A 23,542-nucleotide genomic window follows, 5' to 3' on the forward strand; every position below is an offset into this window, starting at 1 on the left:
ATGGCCGCGTATATATTTCGACGTTTATTGTTGGTGATCCCCACGCTGTGGGCGATCATCACCATCAACTTTTTCATCATCCAGATTGCCCCTGGAGGTCCGGTAGAACAAGCCGTTGCTCAATTAGAAGGGCATAACTCTGGCATCATGGAGCGCTTTTCTGGTGGTGGACAAGAAGTTGATTTAAGCGAAAGTGACCAAGCGTCTGCGAGTGGCTATAAAGGCTCACGTGGGCTTGATCCTGAAGTGGTTGAAGAGATCAAAAAGCAGTTTGGTTTTGATAAGCCGATTCATGTTCGCTACTTCGACATGTTGAAAAATTACGCGACCTTTAACTTCGGTGAAAGCCTGTTTAAGGGCGGCAACGTTATTGATCTCATCATCGAGCGGCTGCCTGTTTCCATCTCCTTGGGGTTATGGAGTACGTTAATCATCTATGTGATCTCGATACCCTTGGGCATCATGAAGGCGATACATCACGGCTCTCGGTTTGATATTTGGTCGAGTGCGGTGGTGATTGTCGGTTATGCCGTCCCGGGCTTCTTGTTTGCGATTATCCTGATTATTTTGTTCGCGAGTGGTAACTACTTCAGTTGGTTCCCATTGCGTGGACTCGTGTCGAGTAACTTCGACCAGCTCAACTGGTATCAGCAAATAGGCGATTATTTCTGGCATTTAGCATTGCCTATTTTTGCGATGGTTATCGGTGGCTTTGCCACGCTCAGCATGCTGACCAAAAACTCCTTCCTAGATGAGATTAATAAGCAATATGTGGTGACGGCGCGAGCGAAAGGTTTGGACGAGAACAGTATTCTCTACAAGCACGTTTTCCGTAACGCCATGTTGATCATTATTGCCGGTTTCCCGAGTGCATTTATTAGTATTTTCTTCACGGGTTCTATGTTGATTGAAGTGATGTTTTCACTCGAAGGCATAGGTCTGCTTGGCTTTGAGTCGACCATTCAGCGAGATTACCCAGTGGTGTTCAGTTCTCTCTATATCATGACCTTGCTTGGCTTGGTGCTGAGCATTATCTCCGACCTGACGTATACCTGGGTTGATCCTCGAATTGATTTTGAAGCGCGTTAATGGCGAACGAATAACAAGGTATTGATAATAAATGTTTAACAACCCTTTAGCTGAAGCTCGTTGGTTACGTTTTAAAGCAAACAAGCGTGGTTTTATCTCCCTTTGGATATTTACCATCTTGTTTGGATTGAGCCTGTTCGCTGAGATCATTGCCAACGATAAACCACTCTTGGTGTCTTATGATAATCAGTGGTTTGTACCTGTTATCAATGAGTACGCCGAGACAGAGTTTGGTGGCGAGTTTGAAACCGAAGCCGACTACAAAGACCCGTATGTTATCGAACTCATTGAAGACAGCGGTTACATCGTGTGGCCAATCATTCCGTTTAGTTACGACACAATAAACTTCGATATTTCAGGCGCGGTGCCATCGGAGCCCGATTCTGTGAATTGGCTAGGAACCGATGATAAAGGGCGAGATGTATTAGCTCGTATCATTTATGGGTTCCGTATTTCCGTTCTGTTTGGTTTTATTCTGACGATAGTATCGAGTGTGGTCGGTGTCGTCGTTGGGGCGACACAAGGTTACTACGGTGGTTGGGTGGATCTGTTTGGTCAGCGCTTCATTGAAGTTTGGTCTGGTATGCCGACCCTGTTCTTGCTGATCATTCTATCGAGTTTTATCGAGCCGAACTTCTGGTGGTTGCTCGGAATTATGGTGCTATTCAGTTGGATGAGTTTAGTGGGGATTGTGCGAGCCGAGTTCTTACGCTGTCGAAACTTTGATTATGTAAGAGCCGCGCAAGCGATGGGTGTTGATGACAAACGTATTATGCTTCGTCACATGCTACCCAACGCGATGGTGGCATCGTTAACCATGATGCCGTTTATCCTTTCAGGCTCGGTCACCACATTAACGTCGTTAGATTTCTTAGGCTTTGGTTTGCCTGCGGGTTCACCTTCATTGGGTGAGTTGTTGGCGCAAGGTAAAGCTAACTTACAAGCGCCTTGGCTTGGCATCTCTGCCTTCGTTGTGCTTTCACTGATGCTTACGTTACTGGTCTTCGTTGGTGAAGCGGTGCGTGATGCTTTCGACCCACATCAACAGAAGTAAGGATAGGTTATGACTTCAAATACAGCTCCTACTTCAGGGTCAACAGCAGAGGCTTCTAATGCACCTCCAGTTCTGACCATTGATAAATTGTCTGTCGGTTTCGGGCGTAAAGGTTCGATAGAACAAGTGACGCAAGACGTCTCTTTAGAAATATACAAAGGTGAGACACTCGCGCTGGTGGGCGAGAGTGGCTCCGGTAAATCGGTTACAGCTAACTCGATTCTAAAACTTTTGCCTAAAGGTTCGTCGCACTACTTAAACGGTAAGATTAACTTCTCTGGCACCGATATCCTGAGTTGCTCTGAAAGACAGCTGCGCGGGATTCGTGGTGGTCGCATCGGCATGATCTTCCAAGAGCCTATGGTTTCGCTTAATCCGCTTCATCGAGTCGGTAAGCAGCTGGTTGAAACTCTTTCTATTCACCGAGGAATGCGAACCAATAAAGCGCAAGCCTTGGCGATAGAGTGGCTATCCAAGGTGGGCATCCGTTATCCAGAACAAAAGATTTCAGCCTATCCGCACGAGTTATCTGGTGGAGAGCGCCAACGTGTGATGATCGCAATGGCGCTGATCAACGAACCTGAGCTACTTATCGCTGATGAGCCGACAACCGCATTGGATGTATCGGTACAAGCGCAGATTTTGGATTTGTTGAAAGACCTGCAACAAGAATTGGGTATGGCGATGCTTTTCATTACTCATGACTTAAGTATCGTTCGTAAGATTGCCGACAGAGTAGCGGTAATGAAAGATGGTCGCTTGGTTGAAAGTAACGACTGTCATACCCTGTTTAATGCGCCTGCTCACCCTTATACGCAAAAGCTTATCAACTCTGACCCTAAAGGCTTGCCCGTTCCTGTGTCACCCGAAAGCAAACCGCTACTCGATGTAAATCAACTTCGTGTTTGGTTCCCGATCACGGGCGGTTTATTCAAGCGAACCATTTCTCATGTCAAAGCCGTAACCGACATGGAGTTCACTTTGAAGAAAGGGCACTCAATCGGTTTAGTTGGCGAAAGTGGTTCTGGTAAATCGACGACTGGTATGGCGATACTTAAGCTGGTGGATAGTGAAGGGTCAATTACCTACGCTGACGAACAAATTCAAGGCTTAAACCGTCAACAGATGCTACCGTTTCGAAGCCGTATGCAAGTGGTCTTTCAAGACCCGTTTTCTGCGCTAAATCCGAGAATGTCGGTCGCGCAAGTGATTGGCGAAGGCTTGTTAGTACATCAACAATTGGACGACACTGAACTCGACCAACGCATCTGTGACGTAATGAAAGAGGTCGACTTAGACCCAGAAACTCGTCACCGTTACCCAAATGAATTTTCTGGCGGACAAAGGCAGCGTATTGCGATTGCTCGTGCTCTGATATTAAAGCCAGAGTTTATCTTGTTAGACGAACCCACATCGTCACTCGACAGAACGGTTCAAGCGCAGGTGCTGGATCTGTTGAAATCACTTCAAGAAAAGTATGGTCTGACTTATCTATTTATCAGCCATGACCTGAATGTTGTGAAATCCTTGTGTCATTACACTATCGTCATGAAAGCTGGCGAGGTGATAGAGAAGGGCGACACTGAGACTTTGTTTGGTAATCCGCAGCATGAATATACCAAGCAGCTTGTCAGCCTTTCGAATGTTGGTGGTGCGCTATAAAGTGGGTGCGTAACGAGAACAAAAGAGTGCTCGGTGAATTCAACATGGTCATTTACTTGTTTTAAGATTACACTGCGCCCAATATTTCAGAAGTACATATTTAGGTAGAGGTCACCATGGACCAAGAACATTACGAAGACGCTGATTACGAAGGCCAAGAGCTGGGCGAAGAAGGCGAAGAGATTGAAATTGAAGCAATTGGTATTGATGTTTCATCACAGCCAATCGAGCTCTACAAAGTGTTTAAAATTGCTAACCTAGTGAGTGGTGGCGGCGAAGCTAAGCACATCATCTCTGAAGGCTACGTAGCGGTAAATGGTGAGCTAGAAACCCGTAAGCGTCGTAAAATGTACGATGGCGACTTCTTTGAATTCAACCAAGAATACTATGTAGTGGTGTGTGATCAGCCAGTACAAGAAGAATTAGAAAAGCCGAAAAAGAAAGAAGCGCCTAAAAAAGAGAACAAGGCGAAGAAAGGTCAGTCTAAAAAGGATTCTGAGAAGAAGGAATCTAAGAAAAGCAAAGCAGAAATGCTAAGCGCAACGGCTGAACCAAAGAAAGAGAAAAAAGAGAAGAAAGAAAAAAAGCCGAAAAAGAAAGCGGATACGCCAAAGCCAACACGTGACGATAAAAGCGGTCGTAACTCGATTGAATTCTTCTAAGTTATAACTCTAACCTGCTGTTCTAAAACTATTCTTTCAAAACGCACGCAACGTTAGACCTAGGTTTTTCGTTAGGCAGATATCAAAAGGCTCACTATTTAGTGAGCCTTTTTTGTTGGTGAAATTTAGCTTCTGGTTTAATTTCCTTTTTGATCAGCCACAAACTCGACAAACTTATCCCGGAGTGGGTTTTCACTATCTCCATTCCAGATCAACCCGACAGGCCAAGTCGCGTGTTCGCCTTCTAACGCAATGAATTCCACATCGGTGTTACTAATGAACTGCGCACTGCTAGGTACAATGGTGAAACCGATATTGGCCGATACTAACGCCAGCAGGGTAAGAATATCGTCGGCTTCTTGTGTTTTTGATAGGTCGATTTTATTGGCAAGACAATATTGTTGGATCTGTCTGTCTAATCCGGGACCTCGGTGTTGGGCTAGCTTTAGATAAGGCCATTCCGATAACTCAGAGAGAACTTGAGCTTTGCCTTGCGCTTGTTTGAGAAGATCTTTGTGTATCGCTATTACAAGGGAATCATTGAATAGGGTTAGATTTTCTAAATCGGAAGAGTCGGGTATTCGATTGAAGCTGATATCGAGTTCATGGCTCAATAACTCGTCTGTCTGCTGCTTAGAAGGTGTGTCATTTAAGGTGACATGAACCTCAGGATATTGCTGTTTATACGCCGCAATCAGCTTGGGCGCTTCATGATAAGTGGACACGCCAAAGCCTATGTTCAAATGTCCCTGAGTTCCGTTCACCACAGAGCCTGAAAGCTGCTCAAACGCCTGCATTGAATGAACTAAACGTTGGGCTTCTGCCAGTAATGTTTTACCCGCATGCGTCAGTTCTGCGCCATGTCTACCACGAGAAAACAGAGACGCCCCAATGTTGGATTCAAGTCGTTGAATTTTTTTAGTAAGAGCTGACTGAGTGATGTAGAGCTGCTCTGATGCCAAGCGATAATTGCCAGATTTAGCTAACTGACAAAATGCCTTAAGTAAATCAAATTCCATTCCAAATGCTCATTGAACTAAGAATATCTTTCATTATATGGAATTGAATCGATTTTTTATACTGAGTTCATACCAAATCAGATTAAGCGAAATCGAGGACGAATCATGAAGAAAGACATCAAAGTAGCGTCGGTTCAATTCAATCACCATGCGGGTGACAAGGCGTATAACCTATCTGTGATAGAGCAATATGTTCGACAAGCGGCGGAGAGTGGCGTGGACATCATCAGTTTCCCAGAGATGTGCATCACTGGCTACTGGCATGTGTCTGCTTTGTCGCGAGACGAGATAGAAGCACTAGCGGAACCTGTGCCGAACGGTGAATCCACTCAACAGTTGATTGCACTGGCAACACAGTTTGGAATCAGTGTTGGCGCAGGCTTGATAGAGCAGGGTGTGGATGGCGAGTTATACAACACTTATGTGTTCGTGATGCCAAATGGAGAGGTACAAAAGCACCGCAAACTGCACACCTTTGTGAGCCCACATATGAGTAGCGGCGACCAATACACGGTGTTCGATACGCCGCATGGATGCAAAGTTGGTATCTTGATTTGTTGGGATAACAACTTGGTTGAGAACGTTCGAATCACCGCGCTGAAAGGCGCCGATATCTTGATTGCGCCGCACCAAACGGGCGGTTGTCAGTCACGTAGCCCCAATGCGATGAAGCGAATTGACCCAGATTTATGGTTTAACCGAGATGAAAACCCAGAGGCGATTCGTGCTGAAATGCAGGGTAAAAATGGGCGCGAATGGCTAATGCGTTGGTTGCCTGCAAGAGCACACGATAACGGTATGTTTGTGGTGTTCAGCAATGGTGTCGGTGTTGATATGGATGAAGTGAGAACAGGCAATGCGATGATCTTAAGCCCTTATGGGGAAATCATCACCGAGACGGACAGCGTTGATGACGATATGGTGATTGCGAATTTGAAAGCGCAAGAGTTGGAGATGTGTACCGGCAGACGTTGGATTCGTGGTCGTAAGCCTGAGCTGTACCATTCACTGACGCAGCCTCTTGGTCATGAGCTTGACCCGCACCAAGCGCGCTTTGCAGATAAGTAATGTTGTAAGTTCGGGAGAAAAAGGATGTATTAGTAGCGGTTAAAAGGGTGGGGAAGTTGAAAGAGAAGTGAGGGCTCCTGATGTAGTCTACCCACTTAAATCATGTTTAAGTGGGTAGACTATTTACACATCAAGCACTAAGCCATAAGCCATAAGCACTAAGCATCTAAGTTCTATTCTCAGTGTCTTGTGTGAGAAGAGGTTAGCTCTGATGCACGCAACTGAGCAACGGCTTTCGCTAATTCTAGCTGAGCTTGTGCAAAGTTAATGTCTATGTTGCCCTTATTGATATTTTCTAGAGCGGCATATTTCGCTTCTTCTGCGCGAGCGCGGTCAATATCTTGGCCGTGCAAGGCAGTATCGGCTAACACCGTTACCACATCCGGCTGAACTTCCAGCATTCCGCCAGACACATAAAGCACTTGCCCCTCTGATTTAGGGTCTGTGACAAACACGGTTACGCCCGGTTTGATCTTACTGAGAAGCGGAGAGTGACCGGGGCGGATCCCCAGCTCACCGTCAGCGCCAGAAACGGCTAGGGCATACGCTGGACCTGAAAACAGCGTACCTTCCGCACTTACAATATTAAGTTGAAATGTATTATCTGTAATTCCGATAGCCATGGTGCACCTGCCTCTTAGAGTGATTTTGCTTTGTTAAGCACTTCGTCGATAGAACCACAGTACAAGAATGCCTGCTCTGGGATATCGTCATATTCGCCGCCTAACAGGCCTTTAAAGCCTCTTAGTGTTTCGCTTAGCGGTACAAATACACCTTTCTGACCGGTAAACACTTCGGCTACGTGATAAGGCTGAGTTAAGAAACGTTCAATCTTACGAGCGCGAGATACCGTCTGTTTATCTTCAGTTGAAAGCTCATCCATACCAAGAATCGCGATGATGTCTTTTAGCTCTTTGTAGCGTTGCAGCGTTGTTTGGACTTTTTGTGCAATGTCGTAGTGCTCTTGACCAACCACAAGCGGGTCCAATTGGCGAGATGTTGAATCCAATGGGTCGATTGCAGGGTAGAGGCCCAATGCCGCGATATTACGAGACAGTACAACGGTCGCATCTAAGTGAGCAAAGGTTGTTGCTGGTGATGGATCGGTCAAGTCATCCGCAGGCACGTATACCGCTTGGATAGACGTGATAGAGCCTTGTCTAGTCGAGGTGATACGCTCTTGAAGCACACCCATCTCTTCAGCGAGTGTTGGTTGGTAACCTACTGCTGAAGGCATACGACCTAACAGTGCTGACACCTCAGTCCCGGCAAGCGTGTAACGGTAGATGTTATCAATGAACAACAGTACGTCACGACCTTCATCACGGAAGCGCTCAGCCATAGTCAGGCCTGTAAGTGCAACACGTAGACGGTTTCCCGGTGGCTCGTTCATTTGGCCATAAACCATGGCTACTTTGTCTAGTACACCGGCTTCTTTCATCTCGTAGTAGAAGTCGTTACCCTCACGAGTACGTTCACCAACACCGGTAAATACAGAGAGACCTGAGTGGGCTTTGGCGATGTTGTTGATGAGCTCCATCATGTTGACGGTTTTACCTACGCCAGCACCACCGAACAGACCGATTTTACCGCCCTTTGCGAAAGGACAAATAAGGTCAATAACCTTAACGCCGGTCTCAAGAAGTTCAGTGCTGTTTGCTTGTTCTTCATAAGAGGGTGCTTCACGGTGAATTTCGTAGCTTTCTTTTTGACCGATTTCACCACATTCATCGATAGGCTGGCCAAGAACGTTCATGATACGGCCTAAGGTTTCTTCGCCCACAGGAACGGTGATTGGAGAACCGGTGTTTTCAACAGTTAGGCCGCGGCGCAAGCCATCTGACGTACCCATTGCAATACAACGAACGATGCTGCCACCCAGTTGTTGCTGAACTTCCAATACGAGAGAGCTTGCTTCGTCGCTAGTCACTTTCAATGCATCATAAACGCGTGGGCTGTTGCCGCCGCTGAACTCGACGTCTACCACCGCGCCGATAACTTTAACTATTTTTCCAACACTCATCTCTAAATCCTCAAATTCTATTCTTAACCCACTCTTTCCTGCCCTTAGACAGCTTGAGCTCCTGAGACTATTTCACTCAGTTCTTGGGTAATGGCAGCCTGTCGCGCTTTGTTGTATACCAACTGCAAATCATCGATGAGTTGGCCTGCGTTATCGGTCGCCGCTTTCATGGCCACCATTCGGGCTGCTTGCTCACAGGCAATGCTCTCTACGATGCCTTGATACACTTGCGATTCAATGTATCGATGTAACAGCTCAGAGAGGATGTCTCTTGGTGCTTGTTCATAGATGTAGTCCCAACGACGAGCTTTTTTCGCGCCTCCATCGGCCTCAGAATCTGAAGGGTGGGGCAGCAACTGCAAGGTCGTTGGTTCTTGAACCATGGTGTTGATGAACTGGTTATAAACGAGATACAAGCTGTCGATTTTTTCGTCGTCGTAATGCCCTAGCATCGCGTTAACCGTACCTAAAATGTCTTCTAATTTAGGCGCGTCACCAAGGCCTGACGTTTGCGCGATAACATTGCCGCTGCGTTGGAAGAACGAGATAGCCTTAGATCCCACTAAGGTTGTTTCTACCTCGACTCCCTTGGTGCGCCATTGCTCCATTTCTTCTAACACTTTCTTGAACAAATTCGAGTTCAAGCCACCACATAAGCCTCGATCGGACGAAATAATGATGTAAGCAACGCGTTTTGGTTCACGCTGTTGAAGGTAGGGGTGCTGGTATTCCAGCGACCCTGATGCGACATGAGAGATAACTTTGCGCATGTTCTCCGCATATGGACGTGTTAGCGTCATATTGTCTTGAACCTTACGCATCTTACTTGCCGCAACCATCTCCATTGCACTGGTTATTTTCTGAGTGTTACTAACACTGCCTATCTTGGTGCGAATTTCTTTAGTATTTGCCATTATCTGCTCCTAATTTGCTTTGATTTCCAGCCAACAAACCGGAGCGTTTACCAAGCTTTCAACGCTACAAAGTCACCGAGAAGCTTTGCAAGAGCGCCATCAATTTCATCGTTGTAGTCACCATTAGCGTTGATGGTGTCGAACAACTCTGGGTTTTGACCTTTTGCGTAAGCAATTAACTCTTCTTCAAAACGCGCAACTTTGTGCAACTCTACATCAGCCAAATAGCCTTTTTCTGCTGCGTAGATAACCGTTGCTTGCTCAGCGACAGACATAGGCGAGTATTGCTTTTGCTTCATCAGTTCGGTTACACGCTCACCATGATCAAGCTGCTTGCGCGTCATGTCGTCTAGGTCAGAAGAGAACTGAGCAAATGCGGCTAACTCACGGTATTGAGCTAACGATGTACGAATACCACCAGATAGTTTCTTGATGATCTTGCACTGTGCTGCACCACCCACACGAGATACCGAGATACCTGGGTCAACAGCAGGACGTAGACCTGAGTTGAATAGTTGGGTTTGTAGGAAAACCTGACCATCAGTAATTGAGATTACGTTGGTTGGTACAAACGCCGATACGTCACCCGCTTGAGTTTCAATGATCGGAAGCGCGGTTAATGAACCTGTTTGGCCTTTCACTTCACCGTTTGTGAACTTCTCAACGTATTCCGCATTTACTCTTGCCGCACGTTCTAGTAAGCGTGAGTGGAGGTAGAATACGTCGCCAGGGAAGGCTTCACGACCCGGTGGGCGTTTAAGTAGCAATGAGATTTGACGGTAAGCGACGGCTTGTTTTGATAGGTCATCATAGATGATCAGTGCATCTTCACCACGGTCACGGAAGTATTCGCCCATGGTGCAACCCGCATAAGGTGCGAGGTATTGAAGCGCGGCTGATTCTGATGCTGATGCGACAACAACGATGGTATTTTTAAGCGCATCGTGGTCTTCGAGTTTACGAACAACGTTTGCGATAGTAGATGCTTTCTGGCCAATAGCCACGTACACACATTTGATACCAGAATCTTTCTGATTGATGATCGCATCGATAGCTAACGCTGTTTTACCCGTCTGACGGTCACCGATGATCAGTTCACGTTGACCACGACCGATAGGCACCATGGTATCAACGGCTTTATAACCGGTTTGAATTGGCTGATCGACGGACTTACGCTCGATTACGCCGGGTGCAATTACTTCTACAGGGTCGAGCCGGTCACAACTCACTGGGCCTTTGCCATCGATTGGCTCACCTAGTGTGTTCACTACACGGCCAAGAAGTCCGTTACCTACTGGTACTTCCAAGATACGACCTGTCCCTTTGACTTTCATACCTTCAGAGAGGTCAGTGTAGGGACCCATAACCACGGCACCGACTGAGTGCGTGTCAAGGTTAAGAGCAAGAGCGTATTTGCCACCTGGAAGCTCGATCATCTCACCCTGCATGACATCCGCAAGGCCGTTAATGGTAATGATGCCGTCACGAACCGAGACTATAGTGCCTTCGTTGCGAGCTTCGGTGCTCACATTAAATTTCGAGATGCGATCTTTGATTAGATCGCTGATTTCATTTGAATTTAATTGCATAATTGTTACCTATCTCGCGTGAAGTTGATGGGCTAATCGGTTAATTGATGTGTTCAAAGAACCATCGATGACGGTTTCGCCCGCCTTGATGACGATCCCGCCAACCAGCGAGCCATCAATAACCTGTTCCATTTCAACCTGACGTTCTAATTTCTTCTCAAGTGCAGCAGTGAGTGATGTAACTTGATCTTGTGTAAGCAATTCTGAACTGGTGACAGTGACAGGGATTACACGTTCATGTTCGTCCTTTAGGTCGCTGAACAAGTTAAACAAGTCTCTGATCACTGCAAGACGGCCATTCTCAGCCAAGACTTTAATGAGATTAATGACGTGGTCATCAACGAGTCCTTGGCAAACGTGAATGATGAGATTGACCAGTTCTTCAGATTGCTGTGTATGAACACCTTCTGCTGAAGAAATCTGACTAGCGATCGTTTCTTCTTCCGCTACCGTCACAAGAATGGACAGCATTGAGTGCCACTCTTGTAACTTGTTTTCACCTAAAGCAAAGTCGAACGATGCTTTAGCGTAGGGATGAGCAATATTGGTGTAATCTGACATATTGCCTCCGTTTAGAGTTCGCTTATCATTTGATCAACTAACGCTCGGTTCGTTTCAGAATCTAGGTTTTTGCTGATCAATTTCTGTGCACTTTGAATAACAGCGTCTGCCATATCCGCCTGAAGTTCACGGCGTAACTTTTGACGTTCGCCTTCTAGCTCAGCTCTACCTTGCTCTAAGATGCGCGCTTTTTCTTGCTCACCTTCTTGGTGAGCTAAGGTGATGATTTCGTTGCGGCGTTTTTTGCCTTGCTCAATCAGTTCGGTCACATTTTTTTTCGCATCTGCGACGAGTTGTGCGCCATTTGATTTTGCTAGTTCTAGCTCTTTCGCTGCATTCTCTGAGTGGCGTAAACCATCAGCGATTTCTTTTTGGCGCTCGTCTAACATCGCGGTGAGAGGGGGCCATACATATTTCATGCATAGCCAAACAAAAATCACGAATGAGATTGCTTGACCAAACATGCTGGCATTTAAATTCATACCTTCCTCACTAAATCTTGATTATTTACAAATCGATCTTTTCAAAGCTTTTCATTAAGCAACGGCAAAGATGATGTATAGACCGATACCAACACCGATCATCGGTACAGCATCTACAAGGCCCATCATGATGAAGAATTGAGTACGAAGCATTGGAGTAAGGTCTGGTTGACGAGCAACACCTTCAAGGTATTTACCTGCTAAGTTACCAATACCAGATGCTGCACCCGCTGCACCTAAACCGATCAGTAATGCACCTGCTACATATAAAACTGCGCTTACGATATCCATTTGTATCTCCGATAAATAATTTGTTAGTTAATTTTTAGTTATTAATTAATGGTGTTCTTCTGTTGCCATTGCTAAATAAACAACGGTCAGTACCATAAATATAAATGCTTGCAAGAATACGATTAATATGTGGAATAAGGCCCATGGAACACTGAGTGCCCATTGCATCCACCAAGGCATTAGTGCGATAAGGATGAATATCATCTCGCCTGCATACATATTTCCGAATAATCGTAAGCCTAGTGATATTGGCTTTGAAATTAATGTTATTAATTCAAGAACGAAGTTAACAGGATATAAAAGAGGGTTATCAAATGGCTGAGTAGTGAGCTCTTTGATAAAGCCTTTCAAACCTTTATTTTTTAACGTATAAGTTAACAGTAGAATAAACACACCGAGTGCCATCGACATTGGGATATTTACATCCGCTGTCGGTAGATCTCTAAAGTGTTCTAAACCCATTACACGAGTTAACCCTGGTATTAAATCAATTGGTAATAGGTCGACTGCATTCATTAACAACACCCAAACAAAAGTGGTTAATGCCAGTGGCCCTATTAATTTATCCTCCGCTTGAAAAATCTCTTTGACTAGGTTGTTAACGAAATCAAAGATAAGCTCGATAAAACATTGAAAACGACCTGGAACACCGCTAGTGCCCTTGGTCACTACATATCGAAAAGCTCCAATAAACAGTAAACCCGTGATCCAAGATACCAACATTGAGTCAATGTTGAACGCCCAGAAACCATCACCTGTAGTTAAGAAGGTTAAGTGATGCTCTATGTATTCGTGAGCGGTAGTGACTTGATCCATACTACACGTACTCCGATCTTGTAGAGGCAGTAATAAATGGTGTTAAGAAGTACCCAATCATTGTGAAAATGTACGCGTATAATATTACTGGGTTATCCAATTTAAAAAACTGGAATGCCAAGATAAACATTAAGAACGTATAGGTTATTTTCACGACACGACTCATTTGCATTAAGTCACGTAAACTATAATTAGGATTCTTGTGCACCTTTAGGCTTGCATATATAAAACCAAACAGCGGTGGTAACATCGCGATTACGACACCCAAAGCTGAAGACTCCATATCTACTTTATTACCAAAAAACACTTCATATAAAACTACACCGACGGCTAATACTATTTGGCAGAGAATAACTCTTTTAGCAGCAACAAGGATGTCGCTACTTATCCCATTAAGCCTCATAATAAAACCCTATATTTAACAGTGTAAGTCAATATAAAACACAGTTTGAATATGTTTTTGTTACTAGCACTTACTTGTTAATAGCAATTTGACTTGTTAATAAACCTTTACTTGTTAACAAAGAAATAATCTTTCTGGCTTTATATCTCCTGACGAAATTAAACGATAAAAACTAATTCGCTATCGTTTCGACAAAATATAAACTACGCCTAAAATTATGTGATCAAAACGACAAAAAGCGACATCAATAATTCCATTTTTGAAATGAATGTTTTTCATTTATGAAAGTAATAGTTGAATAACTTTATTCATGAAAATTTTAAATGCTTTATTTTTAGTGAAAAGGAGCGTTTTTGTGCAAAAAATTTAGATACCAATTGGGCAAGTTACGATCTTATCAATTACGTATATTCAAACACTTAGCGTCATTTATAAGTTGATTGTTGAGTGTGATTCTACAAGTGGATAAAGCAAGTTTAGTTAGCGATGAAAGCCTTCGTGCATTGAGTTATTTATCTATACAGCGTTCTCTATCTGGAAGTGATTATTTTTCAAAATAGTTTGTCACGACTTCATTCTTAACGTCTTTCTGGCGATTCGAAACGGACAAATAGGCCTTTAAGATGAATATGACGGAAGAAATTCAGCTCCTCACATGGATGTAAGGGGCTGAAGATAGGGCAAAAATCTGAAGGTTAGGGCACTAAGCCCAAGATAGAAAGGCCAAAGTCTGGAGATTCGAGCTGGAATTTCTTGATGTGTTGCTCTAACAACCGCTTTTTAAGCAAACAAACTCAATCATGCCCCTCTATTAGTCCTCATAACTTAAATATTGAATACATAAGTCATGAAAAGCCTGCGCTTGTGGCGAGATCGTACGATCAGACAATCTGAAAATACCGATTTGACGCTGTAAAGGTGGGTCAATCAACGGAATCCACACCAAGCGGGTTTCATTGGTCGGGAAAGCCAACTTAGGTAGCGTGGTCACGCCTATCCCGAGTTCTAACACCGAAAACAACGAAGTGATGTTCTCTACTGAATACAGAGCCTGTTCGCTGAGCATTCGTGCAGGTGTTGGGTCAAGTAGGGTACAAGTCCCGTTGCGAATGAAGGGTTGTTTTAACAAAGTTTGCCATTCTATTCCCTCTCGTTGAGAGGCGATAGGGTTGTCTTTGAGGCAGACCACACCAATAGGATCGGAAAGTAAAGGCGTGAAGTCGATGCTCTCTTCTTCTAAATGGGAGCTATTTCCGAGGGCAACGTCTACCTCTCCAGACAGTAATCTTGCTTCTACACCCGCCGCATTATCATCAATTAAGCTTACCTCAACATTCGGGTACTGTTCACAAAAAGCCCCTAAAACACTAGGGATTAATTTTGCCGCTACTGATGGGACATTTGCTATTCGAACTCTTCCTTGTTGTCCTGCCGCGGCTGCGCGTAGGTCATTGTCTAATGCTTTGTAAACATTCAGGAATTGAATGATTTTTGGCAGGCATATTTCCCCGAAAGGTGTCAGGGTTGATTTGTTGCCTGTTTCAAACAGTGGCTGACCAAGTATTTTTTCTAGCTCTTTTATCGACGTAGAAAGTGCCGCTTGTGAGCGATTTGCGCGGTGAGATGCTGCTCGAAATCCGCCTTCTTCGACCACTAAAACAAAATGTTTTAACTGTTGTAGCTTAATACTCATGGCACTGATCCTTCTCTAGCCCTTGCTATACCTTACTTTTCGCAAGGTGATAGATTTTATTTATCAATTGCACAAAATTTACCGTTAGATTTATCAGTCGTCAAGGTGCAGTATTTAACCATCTTGAAACATAGTTGTTACAAAGTTGGATGGAATCGTGAACGCACAAACTAAAAAACACCCAGTAAAAACCGAGCTTTTCGCTTCAAAAGCACCACTAGAGTGGGCAATCGTTAATAACGGCACTCTATACACAGCGCAGATTCCAATTGATGAAACAGGCGCAGTAGTAGAAGGCGGTATCGAAGCGCAAACGCGTCAGACTTTTAACAACCTTGTTCATACATTGGAGTGTGCAGGCGAATCTATGGATTCAGTGCTGCAAGTTCTGATTTACGTGACAGACCGTGAATATCTAAAAACGGTAAACAGCGTATACGGAGAATACTTCAATGCACCTTATCCAAACCGTGCTGCGGTCGTCGTTGCAGGGTTAGCAAGAGAAGAAATGTTGGTTGAGTTCGTGGTTTACGCATCAGCCTCTCAACCTGAATAAAGATACTGTGAACTGAGGCAATTTGCGGATTAAAGTTATTTGTTTGTAAAGAAATTAGTCTGTAAAGATCTTTATTGATACAAGCGTCTTGGTTCAGTTTTAGATACAAGATTTAAACGTTATTTCTTATATAAATTAACGTTTTATTCATTAATCAGATGGTTGCCAGGCTCAAACGCAACCTAACCGTTACAAGGACAGAATGATGACTCAATTACAGAATGTTCAAGCAGAAAACGCACTTTACATTGGCGGCGAATGGCAAGCGGGTGTAAGTACCGTTGCGAACATTAACCCATCAGATATTTCTGAAAACATCGGTAACTTCGCACAAGCAAGTGCTGACCAAGTTCAACAGGCGATTTCAGCGGCGAAGCACGCTCAACCAGAGTGGGAAAAAACGCCTATTGAACGTAAGCAAGCAGTACTTCAAGCAATCGGTGATGAGCTGATTGCACGTTGTGATGAGCTAGGTACGTTGCTTTCTCGTGAAGAAGGTAAGCCTTTTGCTGAAGGTCGTGGCGAAATTTACCGTGCAGGCCAGTTCTTCCAGTACTTTGCGGCTGAAGTGCTTCGTCAAATTGGCGACAACGCAGAATCAGTACGCCCAGGCGTTTCTGTAGAAGTGACTCGTGAAGCGGTGGGTGTTATCGGCATCATCTCTCCTTGGAACTTCCCGACCGCGACTGCTGCTTGGAAAATCGCTCCAGCGCTTGCTTTCGGTAACAGCGTTATCTGGAAACCAGCAAACCTAACACCAGCAAGTGCGGTTGCGCTAACTGAGATTATCCACCGTCAAGGCATGCCAGCAGGCACGTTTAACCTTGTTCTAGGTAGTGGTTCAAAAGTAGGTGATGCACTGATCAACTCTAAAGAAGTGAATGGTGTGAGCTTTACCGGTTCTGTTGATACAGGTCGTAAGGTTGCGGCGGCTACAGCGCCAAACTTCGTTCGTTGCCAACTAGAAATGGGCAGTAAGAACGCACTTGTGGTTGCTGATGATGCGGATATCCAAACAGCTGTTGATGCGACTATCGCAGGTTCGTTCTCTGGCGCGGGTCAAAAATGTACAGCATCTTCTCGTCTAGTGGTTATGGATGGCATTCACGACCAATACGTTGAAGCACTGATCAAACGTATGAGCGAGCTTAAAGTGGGTCACGCACTAGAAGACGGTGTGTTCATGGGCCCTGTTGTTGACGGTAACCAACTTGAAGCAAACCTAGGTTGGGTTGAGAAAGCACGTCAAAGCGGCGGTGAGCTAGCATTTGGTGGTGAACGCTTAAGCATGAAACATGAAGGCTTCTACATGTCTCCAACGCTGTTCTTGAATACTAAGAACGATTGGGAAGTGAACCAAGAAGAAGTGTTTGCACCAATGGCAAGCGTGATTCGTGTAGCTGACCTAGAAGAAGCTATCGCGACAACAAACGATACTCGCTTTGGTCTAACGGGCGGCATCATTACTCAAAGCCTACGTACTAGCGCAATGTTCAAGCAACAAGCGCAAACAGGTTGTGTGATGGTGAACCTACCAACAGCAGGCACCGATTACCACGTACCGTTTGGTGGTCGTAAAGAGTCTAGCTTCGGTCCTCGTGAGCAAGGTCAGTACGCGAAAGAGTTCTACACAGTAGTGAAGACAGCTTACCAGCGTCCTTACTAATCAACTTCTATATAAGAATTGGATAGCTGAAGATATTAAGTCTCTAGCTATCCAGCTATCGAATTGGCCTGATTCACCGAGTCAGGCCAACATCCCAACCAAAGCAGCAAACGAATTAGACAAGTGATTTAACCCATTTTTGAAAACATGTTATTTGAGCGTGTTTTCAAAACCGAGCTAGAACACTGAGCTTTCAATAGGAGTGGTTATGTACCAGCAACGGATTGTTATAGATGGATTGCAATACTGCAATTGGAACAGAGAATATTTCCAAACACTAAAGGCGAGCGGCATTACAGCAGTTCACGCTACCGCGGTTTACCACGAGACAGCTCGTGAAACCTTATCTCGCTTTGCAGAATGGAACTTAAGATTCGAGCAGAACGCAGACATTATCATGCCGATTCATTCAATGGCTGATGTGGAAACTGCAAAAGCGACAGGCAAAGTCGGCATTTTTCTAGGTGCTCAAAACTGTTCTCCAATCGACGATGAGATTGGTCTTATCGAAGTAATGCGTCAGCAAGGTCTTTTGATCATGCAACTGACGTACAACAACCAGAGTTTATTGGCGACGGGTTGCTACGAGAAGAACGACACAGGTATTACTCGCTTTGGTAAGCAAGCGATCGAAGAGATGAACCGAGTTGGCATGATCATCGATATGTCACACAGCGCTGAACGCTCAACACTTGAAGCGATTGACCTGTCTTCTCGTCCTATTTGTATCAGCCACGCGAACCCAACGTTTGCTCATGATGCACTACGAAACAAATCAAATGATGTGATTAAAGCCCTAACCGCACGCGGTGGCTTAATCGGATTCAGCTTATACCCATTCCACCTACCAAATGGCAGCCAATGTACGTTGGAAGATTTCTGCCAAATGGTTGCGACTACCGCTGACATGGTTGGCGTTGAACACCTAGGTATTGGTAGTGACCTATGCTTAAACCAACCTCAAGCCGTTCTTGAATGGATGAGAAATGGTCGTTGGTCTAAAGCAATGGACTACGGTGAAGGCTCTGCGAACAACTCAGGTTGGCCAGATGCGTTGCCTTGGTTCTGTGGTAGTGCGGGTATGGAAAATATTTATAACGGATTGATGCGTCATGGTTTCAGCGAGTCTGAAGCTGGGCAAGTCTTGGGAGAAAACTGGTTTAACTTCTTGAAAGATGGCCTAGAGCCTCAAAGTAAGGGTTAAGTGCTTTCTCACTAGTAATCATCGAATTAGCAGCCTTCTAATTAACCTTCATTTAGAAGTGCTGTTGTTACCAATTTAACTATTCAAAAGGAACAACGGTCTATTTCGCAACGCGGTAACCCAAACATGGATTAGCCTGCCCAACACAAAAAACAATAGGGCAGGTGTTAAATACACCTCTTGTAGTCATCATTAAAATGACAGCTGCAAAGAAACCTCTGGAGTCAGAGTATGTCTGATTTAACCAATAGCGTGAAATCTTCAAACGTAAATGCGGGTCAAGCACACACAGCAAGCAACAAAACGAGTAACACAAACCAGTCTGAATCGACTTCAGACAAATTAGGACTTACCAACCCAGCATTATGGTACAGCGGCGGTTTTATCGCTCTGTTCGTGGCGCTTGCTTTATTTGATGGCGAGCTGCTATCAAGCTTAGTAAATACAGGCTTTGCTTGGTCGGTAAAAGTGTTCGGCCCTTATTGGCAAATGCTTCTTCTTCTGACTTTTCTTATTGGTCTTGGCCTGGCGGCAGGGCGAACAGGCAAGGTTATCCTAGGCGGCATCGCGAAACCTGAAATGGATGGCTTCCGTTGGATGGCAATCATCTTCTGTACGCTACTTGCGGGCGGTGGTGTATTTTGGGCGGCAGCAGAGCCTATCGCACACTACGTTAACCCACCACCGTTGTATGGTGCACAAGAAAACGCACAGCAAGGCGCAGTGAATGCTTTATCACAATCATTCATGCACTGGGGTTTCCTAGCATGGGCTATTGTGGGCAGCTTAACGTCTATCGTGGTTATGCACCTTCACTACGACAAAGGCTTGCCTCTTAAACCTCGTATTTTGCTTTACCCAGTTTTGGGCGAAAGAGCACTGAAAGGCCATACCGGCGCACTGATTGATGCATGTTGTATTGTCGCTGTAGCGGCGGGTACTATCGGTCCGATTGGCTTCTTGGGCTTGCAAGTCAGCTACGCTCTGAATGAACTGTTTGGTATTCCAGATGGCTTCACAACTCAGCTAATCATTATCTTGTTCGCTATCGTGCTTTACACATTGTCGGCATTAAGTGGTCTCAACCGCGGAATGCAAATGCTAAGTCGTTACAACGTAATTTTAGCAATGGCATTGATGATTTACATCCTTATCTTCGGTCCAACGAACTTCATCTTCAATGGCTACATTCAAGGTGTAGGCAGCATGATAGATAACTTCATCCCAATGGCAACATACCGTGGTGATGAAGGTTGGTTAAGCTGGTGGACAGTGTTTTTCTGGGGTTGGTTCTTAGGTTACGGCCCAATGATGGCAATCTTCATCGCTCGTATTTCACGCGGTCGTAGTATTCGCCAATTGGTATCAACCATTAGCCTTATCGCACCGTTTGTAACTTGCTTCTGGTTCACGATTGTTGGTGGCTCTGGTCTTGCGTTCGAAATTGCAGATCCAGGCAGCGTAAGTAAAGCGTTCGAAGGCTTCAACTTACCAGGCGCGCTACTGGCGGTAACTCAGCAGCTACCTATGCCAATGCTTATCTCTATTCTGTTCTTGATCTTAACCACGATCTTCATCGTAACGACCGGTGATTCGATGACTTACACCATCAGTGTGGTAGTCAGTGGTGAGACTGAGCCTAACGCAATTATTCGTACTTTCTGGGGTGTGATGATGGGGGTAACGGCATTGATTCTGATTTCCCTAGGTTCTGGCGGCATTTCAGCGCTGCAATCGTTCATCGTAATCACAGCGGTACCAGTGTCCATAATCTTACTGCCATCGCTCTGGAATGCGCCTCAAATCGCAATCAAGATGGCAAAAGAACAGGGTTTGTAGAAGAGCCGAGTTTATAAAAGAGCAGGGTCTGTAAAGAAAAGAGCCTGCAGAGAAAACGCTCTCTAAAAATGAAAGAGAAACAAGGTGTCAGCCTTTGAAAGAAGGCTGACACAAGATTCCGAAAGGAAGAGGAAACCCGTACTGGTGAAGATACACCGGGCGGCACGTATTTAGGTCAATCGATCTAGTCAGGACAAATAATAAGGGGTGAGTTCACTTACCCCAAATAACGTGAAAGCTAACCAACACACTGTAAAAACGAATGCTTCAAATGATGGCAACGATCGGTTCTGAATGGCTAGCAAAATCCTATAACTATAAGGTGGTGAGCAAAATGGATGCACATCGTTCTACCTACACTGAATCAGCACTACGTGACGCGACTGTCGTCATGGCACCGGAAAGGCTAGGTGCAATGCACCAAACACGTATCAGCTTCGTTAGAACTCTGATTCGTAAAATGGCCCAGCAAGAATGGAAAGTGACGAAACATGAGTGGCAATTAGACGCTCAAGGTTTTGGTCATGTTATCTATAAGCTTGCGACGCCAAACCATGTTTATCATCTGGTTGTTTTCTGCGATGAGATTGCAGATGACGAACGAAATGACCGTGTAATTGCTGAAAAGTGGGACGTAACGTTTGCACTTGTTCTTGGTGATGTTGATGTCACCCTACTTGAAAGACTTCGTGCGAATGTACCGCTTCAAGAAGCCGGCCGTAATCCTAACAATGTGCTTGTTTTAGCGCGTGCAAACAAAAGTGTACGTGTGTTTGAACATATCGTTAGTCACCTGGCTAAAGGTGTTCAACCAACGCCCAAAGAACTGGCTGAAGTAGGCTACATCCTGCGAACCACTGCCGTTTATGGTAATGGCAAATTTGGCATCGCTGATTTTAAAATCTTAGAGAAAAATGAAGATTTCAATCAGTCGTTTAGCGCTCAAATGTGTGCGGTGTATATGCTGCGTGAGTTCAGCTTAGACTGGGTTCATTACCTAGCAGAGCAACAAGGCGGTGAACAAGCGATTACCTTGCATCGAGGATTACAACGTTACCTTGGTGTTGGTAATGCAACTGGTTTAGGCATGGCGCCATACCTTATTAACCACCCTAGTATTGTCGATCAGTGGATGACGACCCGTGAACATGCATTGGCGGGCGTGTTGTCCAGTGAGACTAATACGGCGTTGATCGGGCCACTACGTACCTTAGTTAAAAAAGCGATTTGTCATTTAGAACAAGTCGTTACTATCAATGAAACACAACAAGAGCTGAACAAAGCTGCTGTTGATGATTTGAAGCACACAGAACAATCATTAGAAGCTTCTGTCAGCCTGTGCGATACATGGTCGCAGTTAGTCGAGCAATCTAAGCAAATGAGTATGGAAGCCCAAGAAATCCTTATCTCATGTTTGATGGAATTGTACCCAGAATTAGTGGACGCCCATCAAGAGCAAATGAATTGCAGCGAAACACTGTCGCTTCCTAGCGGCAAAAAGATTCAAGACCTTCTGGTTGTACTAGAAGAAAAGTACCGTTGGGCGATCACGACCGACTTTACTAAAGCAGAAAACAACTACTGGTTCTGGTATCGCTCTCAAGACAAAGAAGAGCCAAGGCTCGGAGTTCGAGGCGAAGAGTTGGGTGAAGAGCGTGAACTGCCGTTGGATATTGGCCGTCAAGCTTATCGTTTGTACCATGCTTTATTGCAATTTGCGCCTGAGCTTTCATTGGCCGAATTCCTTGTTAAACAGCCGCAACACCGTGCAATTGCGCGCCGTGTGTGGACGCTAGGTAACAAAGCGATGGGCGACATTCAAATGAATGTGCTGCATCAAGATTCGCCACCAATGCACTTACTGCGTTGTAAGCTAGCAATGTTTGGTGCGACTAAATTTGATCCTCGCTCAGATCGTTGGGTACGAGTGACGTTTTTCCAAGGTGCGCCACTGCTTGATGAAATTCATCAGGACGAATGGGTGTTCCCAGTCTTACCAAGTGAAGCACCAAGTGAAGCGGAGCTCGCTGACTCAAATCAAGTTCCTACACATATCAACGCTCAACATGGAGGTAAATCGTTATGATCGTTTCTCACAATGAACTGGTAGCGGCCGTTAATAAAGCCTTTTTGGGTATGCGTCGTACATGTGGTGAAGCCGATGTGATAGCGAACATGGTGGCAGATTTACAGATGGTTGGCTTGGATGGTGTTCGTCATTTTAATAATGCGAGCAACTTTATGGGGTTAGAAGACGATTGCCCTGTAGACATTCAAGTGCGCAGCGATAACACTGTTGAAGTCGACCTGCACAAGGCGAGCTTAGCGTGTCACCTTCCTGTGGTTATCGATTACGCCATTGAAAAAATGGTCGGTAAAAAGACGCTGAAAATTGAGTTAAATAATTGCCACAACCGTTGGTTGGCGTACAGCGAGCTTGTAAAGTTAGCTGCGAAAGGTATTGCGTGCATGGCACGTTGGGATAACGGTTCTAACCCTAAGAGCACTTTGTATGTTCTTAATCGTGGTTGCGTTGCTCCGGAACTGTTTTTATCAGATTTGCCACTGGTATCGTACGAACATATCCACAATATGACCATCGAACTTTCCGTCCAGGATTTCGATATCGAACGTTTGTCAGATGGCTACCAAACACACATTGAATCAGAAGCGCTTTTTAAAACTCAAGAGAAAGCGTGGAACGATGGCATTGAGGTTGATGATGGGGAGTGGGCAGCACTGAAAGAGACTGCTACCGCAATTTTAGTTCAGAGCAGCGAACGTTCGACTCAAGGTGCAGGTGAACTGACGGCTTCGTAGTCGCTAGATTTAATAGGTTCATTAGAACTAACAGGTTCGATAGATTATCAGCGAGTAAGCTAGTTAGTTTATCAAAACAGATAAAACCAAAGAGCTTAACGTATCCTCACCTCGTTAAGCTCTTTTTATTT

The 23,542-nt window shown here is 44.9% G+C and carries 22 protein-coding genes; 11 read left to right on the plus strand and 11 right to left on the minus strand.

Annotation, left to right across the window (positions count from 1 at the left end; genetic code table 11):
- The 4 genes from AB6D07_RS04800 (at nt 1) to AB6D07_RS04815 (ending at nt 4,467) form a co-directional block, all read left to right on the plus strand.
- Nucleotides 1-1,089 (plus strand): microcin C ABC transporter permease YejB, encoded by a 1,089-nt coding sequence (locus AB6D07_RS04800; protein WP_017102574.1) that lies wholly within the window; start codon nt 1-3, stop codon nt 1,087-1,089.
- A 31-nt stretch (nt 1,090-1,120) separates the two neighbouring features.
- Nucleotides 1,121-2,143 (plus strand): ABC transporter permease, encoded by a 1,023-nt coding sequence (locus tag AB6D07_RS04805; protein WP_004730360.1) that lies wholly within the window; start codon nt 1,121-1,123, stop codon nt 2,141-2,143.
- Between the two features lie 9 nt (nt 2,144-2,152).
- The gene (gene yejF / locus AB6D07_RS04810) at nt 2,153-3,805 is read left to right on the plus strand and encodes a microcin C ABC transporter ATP-binding protein YejF (protein ID WP_017102575.1); all 1,653 of its coding nucleotides are present in this window, start codon (nt 2,153-2,155) and stop codon (nt 3,803-3,805) included.
- 116 nt (nt 3,806-3,921) lie between these two features.
- A complete protein-coding gene (locus tag AB6D07_RS04815) occupies nt 3,922-4,467 on the plus strand; it encodes an RNA-binding S4 domain-containing protein (RefSeq protein ID WP_017102576.1) in 546 nt (181 codons plus the stop codon).
- A gap of 137 nt (nt 4,468-4,604) precedes the next feature.
- Here the strand turns inward: AB6D07_RS04815 and AB6D07_RS04820 are convergent, their stop codons facing one another.
- Nucleotides 4,605-5,486, minus strand: coding sequence for a LysR family transcriptional regulator (locus tag AB6D07_RS04820; RefSeq protein WP_017102577.1), 882 nt, complete (start codon nt 5,484-5,486; stop codon nt 4,605-4,607).
- Nucleotides 5,487-5,591: 105 nt separating this feature from the next.
- On the opposite strand from AB6D07_RS04820, the gene AB6D07_RS04825 reads away from it, so the two are divergent.
- Entirely contained in the window at nt 5,592-6,554 is a 963-nt protein-coding gene (locus AB6D07_RS04825; protein ID WP_017102578.1) for a nitrilase family protein, read from the plus strand.
- 179 nt (nt 6,555-6,733) lie between these two features.
- Here the strand turns inward: AB6D07_RS04825 and AB6D07_RS04830 are convergent, their stop codons facing one another.
- The 10 genes from AB6D07_RS04830 to AB6D07_RS04875 form a co-directional block, all read right to left on the minus strand.
- Entirely contained in the window at nt 6,734-7,177 is a 444-nt protein-coding gene (locus tag AB6D07_RS04830) for a F0F1 ATP synthase subunit epsilon (protein WP_017102579.1), read from the minus strand.
- A gap of 14 nt (nt 7,178-7,191) precedes the next feature.
- Nucleotides 7,192-8,577, minus strand: coding sequence for a F0F1 ATP synthase subunit beta (gene atpD, locus AB6D07_RS04835; protein WP_017102580.1), 1,386 nt, complete (start codon nt 8,575-8,577; stop codon nt 7,192-7,194).
- A 44-nt stretch (nt 8,578-8,621) separates the two neighbouring features.
- Nucleotides 8,622-9,491, minus strand: a complete 870-nt coding sequence (gene atpG, locus AB6D07_RS04840; RefSeq protein WP_009844931.1) for a F0F1 ATP synthase subunit gamma — start codon at nt 9,489-9,491, stop codon at nt 8,622-8,624.
- A 47-nt stretch (nt 9,492-9,538) separates the two neighbouring features.
- Complete coding sequence (gene atpA / locus AB6D07_RS04845; protein ID WP_012600780.1) at nt 9,539-11,080, minus strand: F0F1 ATP synthase subunit alpha; 1,542 nt, start codon at nt 11,078-11,080, stop codon at nt 9,539-9,541.
- A gap of 9 nt (nt 11,081-11,089) precedes the next feature.
- Entirely contained in the window at nt 11,090-11,641 is a 552-nt protein-coding gene (locus AB6D07_RS04850; RefSeq protein WP_017102581.1) for a F0F1 ATP synthase subunit delta, read from the minus strand.
- A gap of 11 nt (nt 11,642-11,652) precedes the next feature.
- Nucleotides 11,653-12,123 carry a F0F1 ATP synthase subunit B gene (locus AB6D07_RS04855; RefSeq protein WP_004730401.1) on the minus strand — a complete coding sequence of 157 codons (471 nt, stop codon included), beginning with the start codon at nt 12,121-12,123 and terminating at the stop codon, nt 11,653-11,655.
- Between the two features lie 54 nt (nt 12,124-12,177).
- The gene (atpE, locus tag AB6D07_RS04860; protein ID WP_004730405.1) at nt 12,178-12,414 is read right to left on the minus strand and encodes a F0F1 ATP synthase subunit C; all 237 of its coding nucleotides are present in this window, start codon (nt 12,412-12,414) and stop codon (nt 12,178-12,180) included.
- Between the two features lie 45 nt (nt 12,415-12,459).
- Nucleotides 12,460-13,230 carry a F0F1 ATP synthase subunit A gene (gene atpB, locus AB6D07_RS04865; RefSeq protein WP_017102582.1) on the minus strand — a complete coding sequence of 257 codons (771 nt, stop codon included), beginning with the start codon at nt 13,228-13,230 and terminating at the stop codon, nt 12,460-12,462.
- 1 nt (nt 13,231) lies between these two features.
- The gene (locus AB6D07_RS04870; RefSeq protein ID WP_017098977.1) at nt 13,232-13,633 is read right to left on the minus strand and encodes a hypothetical protein; all 402 of its coding nucleotides are present in this window, start codon (nt 13,631-13,633) and stop codon (nt 13,232-13,234) included.
- A gap of 811 nt (nt 13,634-14,444) precedes the next feature.
- Nucleotides 14,445-15,326, minus strand: coding sequence for a LysR family transcriptional regulator (locus AB6D07_RS04875; RefSeq protein WP_017102583.1), 882 nt, complete (start codon nt 15,324-15,326; stop codon nt 14,445-14,447).
- 157 nt (nt 15,327-15,483) lie between these two features.
- On the opposite strand from AB6D07_RS04875, the gene AB6D07_RS04880 reads away from it, so the two are divergent.
- The 6 genes from AB6D07_RS04880 (at nt 15,484) to AB6D07_RS04905 (ending at nt 23,411) form a co-directional block, all read left to right on the plus strand.
- The gene (locus tag AB6D07_RS04880; protein ID WP_004730412.1) at nt 15,484-15,882 is read left to right on the plus strand and encodes a RidA family protein; all 399 of its coding nucleotides are present in this window, start codon (nt 15,484-15,486) and stop codon (nt 15,880-15,882) included.
- A 205-nt stretch (nt 15,883-16,087) separates the two neighbouring features.
- On the plus strand, nt 16,088-17,548 hold the full coding sequence (locus AB6D07_RS04885; RefSeq protein ID WP_004730413.1) for an aldehyde dehydrogenase family protein: 1,461 nt from the start codon (nt 16,088-16,090) through the stop codon (nt 17,546-17,548).
- Nucleotides 17,549-17,756: 208 nt separating this feature from the next.
- Nucleotides 17,757-18,752: a membrane dipeptidase gene (locus AB6D07_RS04890; RefSeq protein ID WP_029222845.1), complete on the plus strand. Its 996-nt coding sequence runs from the start codon at nt 17,757-17,759 to the stop codon at nt 18,750-18,752.
- A gap of 231 nt (nt 18,753-18,983) precedes the next feature.
- Nucleotides 18,984-20,591, plus strand: coding sequence for a BCCT family transporter (locus AB6D07_RS04895; RefSeq protein WP_017098973.1), 1,608 nt, complete (start codon nt 18,984-18,986; stop codon nt 20,589-20,591).
- Nucleotides 20,592-20,862: 271 nt separating this feature from the next.
- On the plus strand, nt 20,863-22,677 hold the full coding sequence (locus AB6D07_RS04900; RefSeq protein WP_032500600.1) for a hypothetical protein: 1,815 nt from the start codon (nt 20,863-20,865) through the stop codon (nt 22,675-22,677).
- A complete protein-coding gene (locus AB6D07_RS04905) occupies nt 22,674-23,411 on the plus strand; it encodes a DUF3726 domain-containing protein (protein ID WP_017098971.1) in 738 nt (245 codons plus the stop codon). The genes AB6D07_RS04900 and AB6D07_RS04905 overlap by 4 nt, the downstream gene beginning before the upstream one ends.
- The last annotated feature ends 131 nt before the right edge of the window (nt 23,412-23,542 follow it).

Source organism: Vibrio sp. 10N.239.312.C11, assembly GCF_041466065.1.
GTDB lineage: Bacteria > Pseudomonadota > Gammaproteobacteria > Enterobacterales > Vibrionaceae > Vibrio > Vibrio tasmaniensis_A.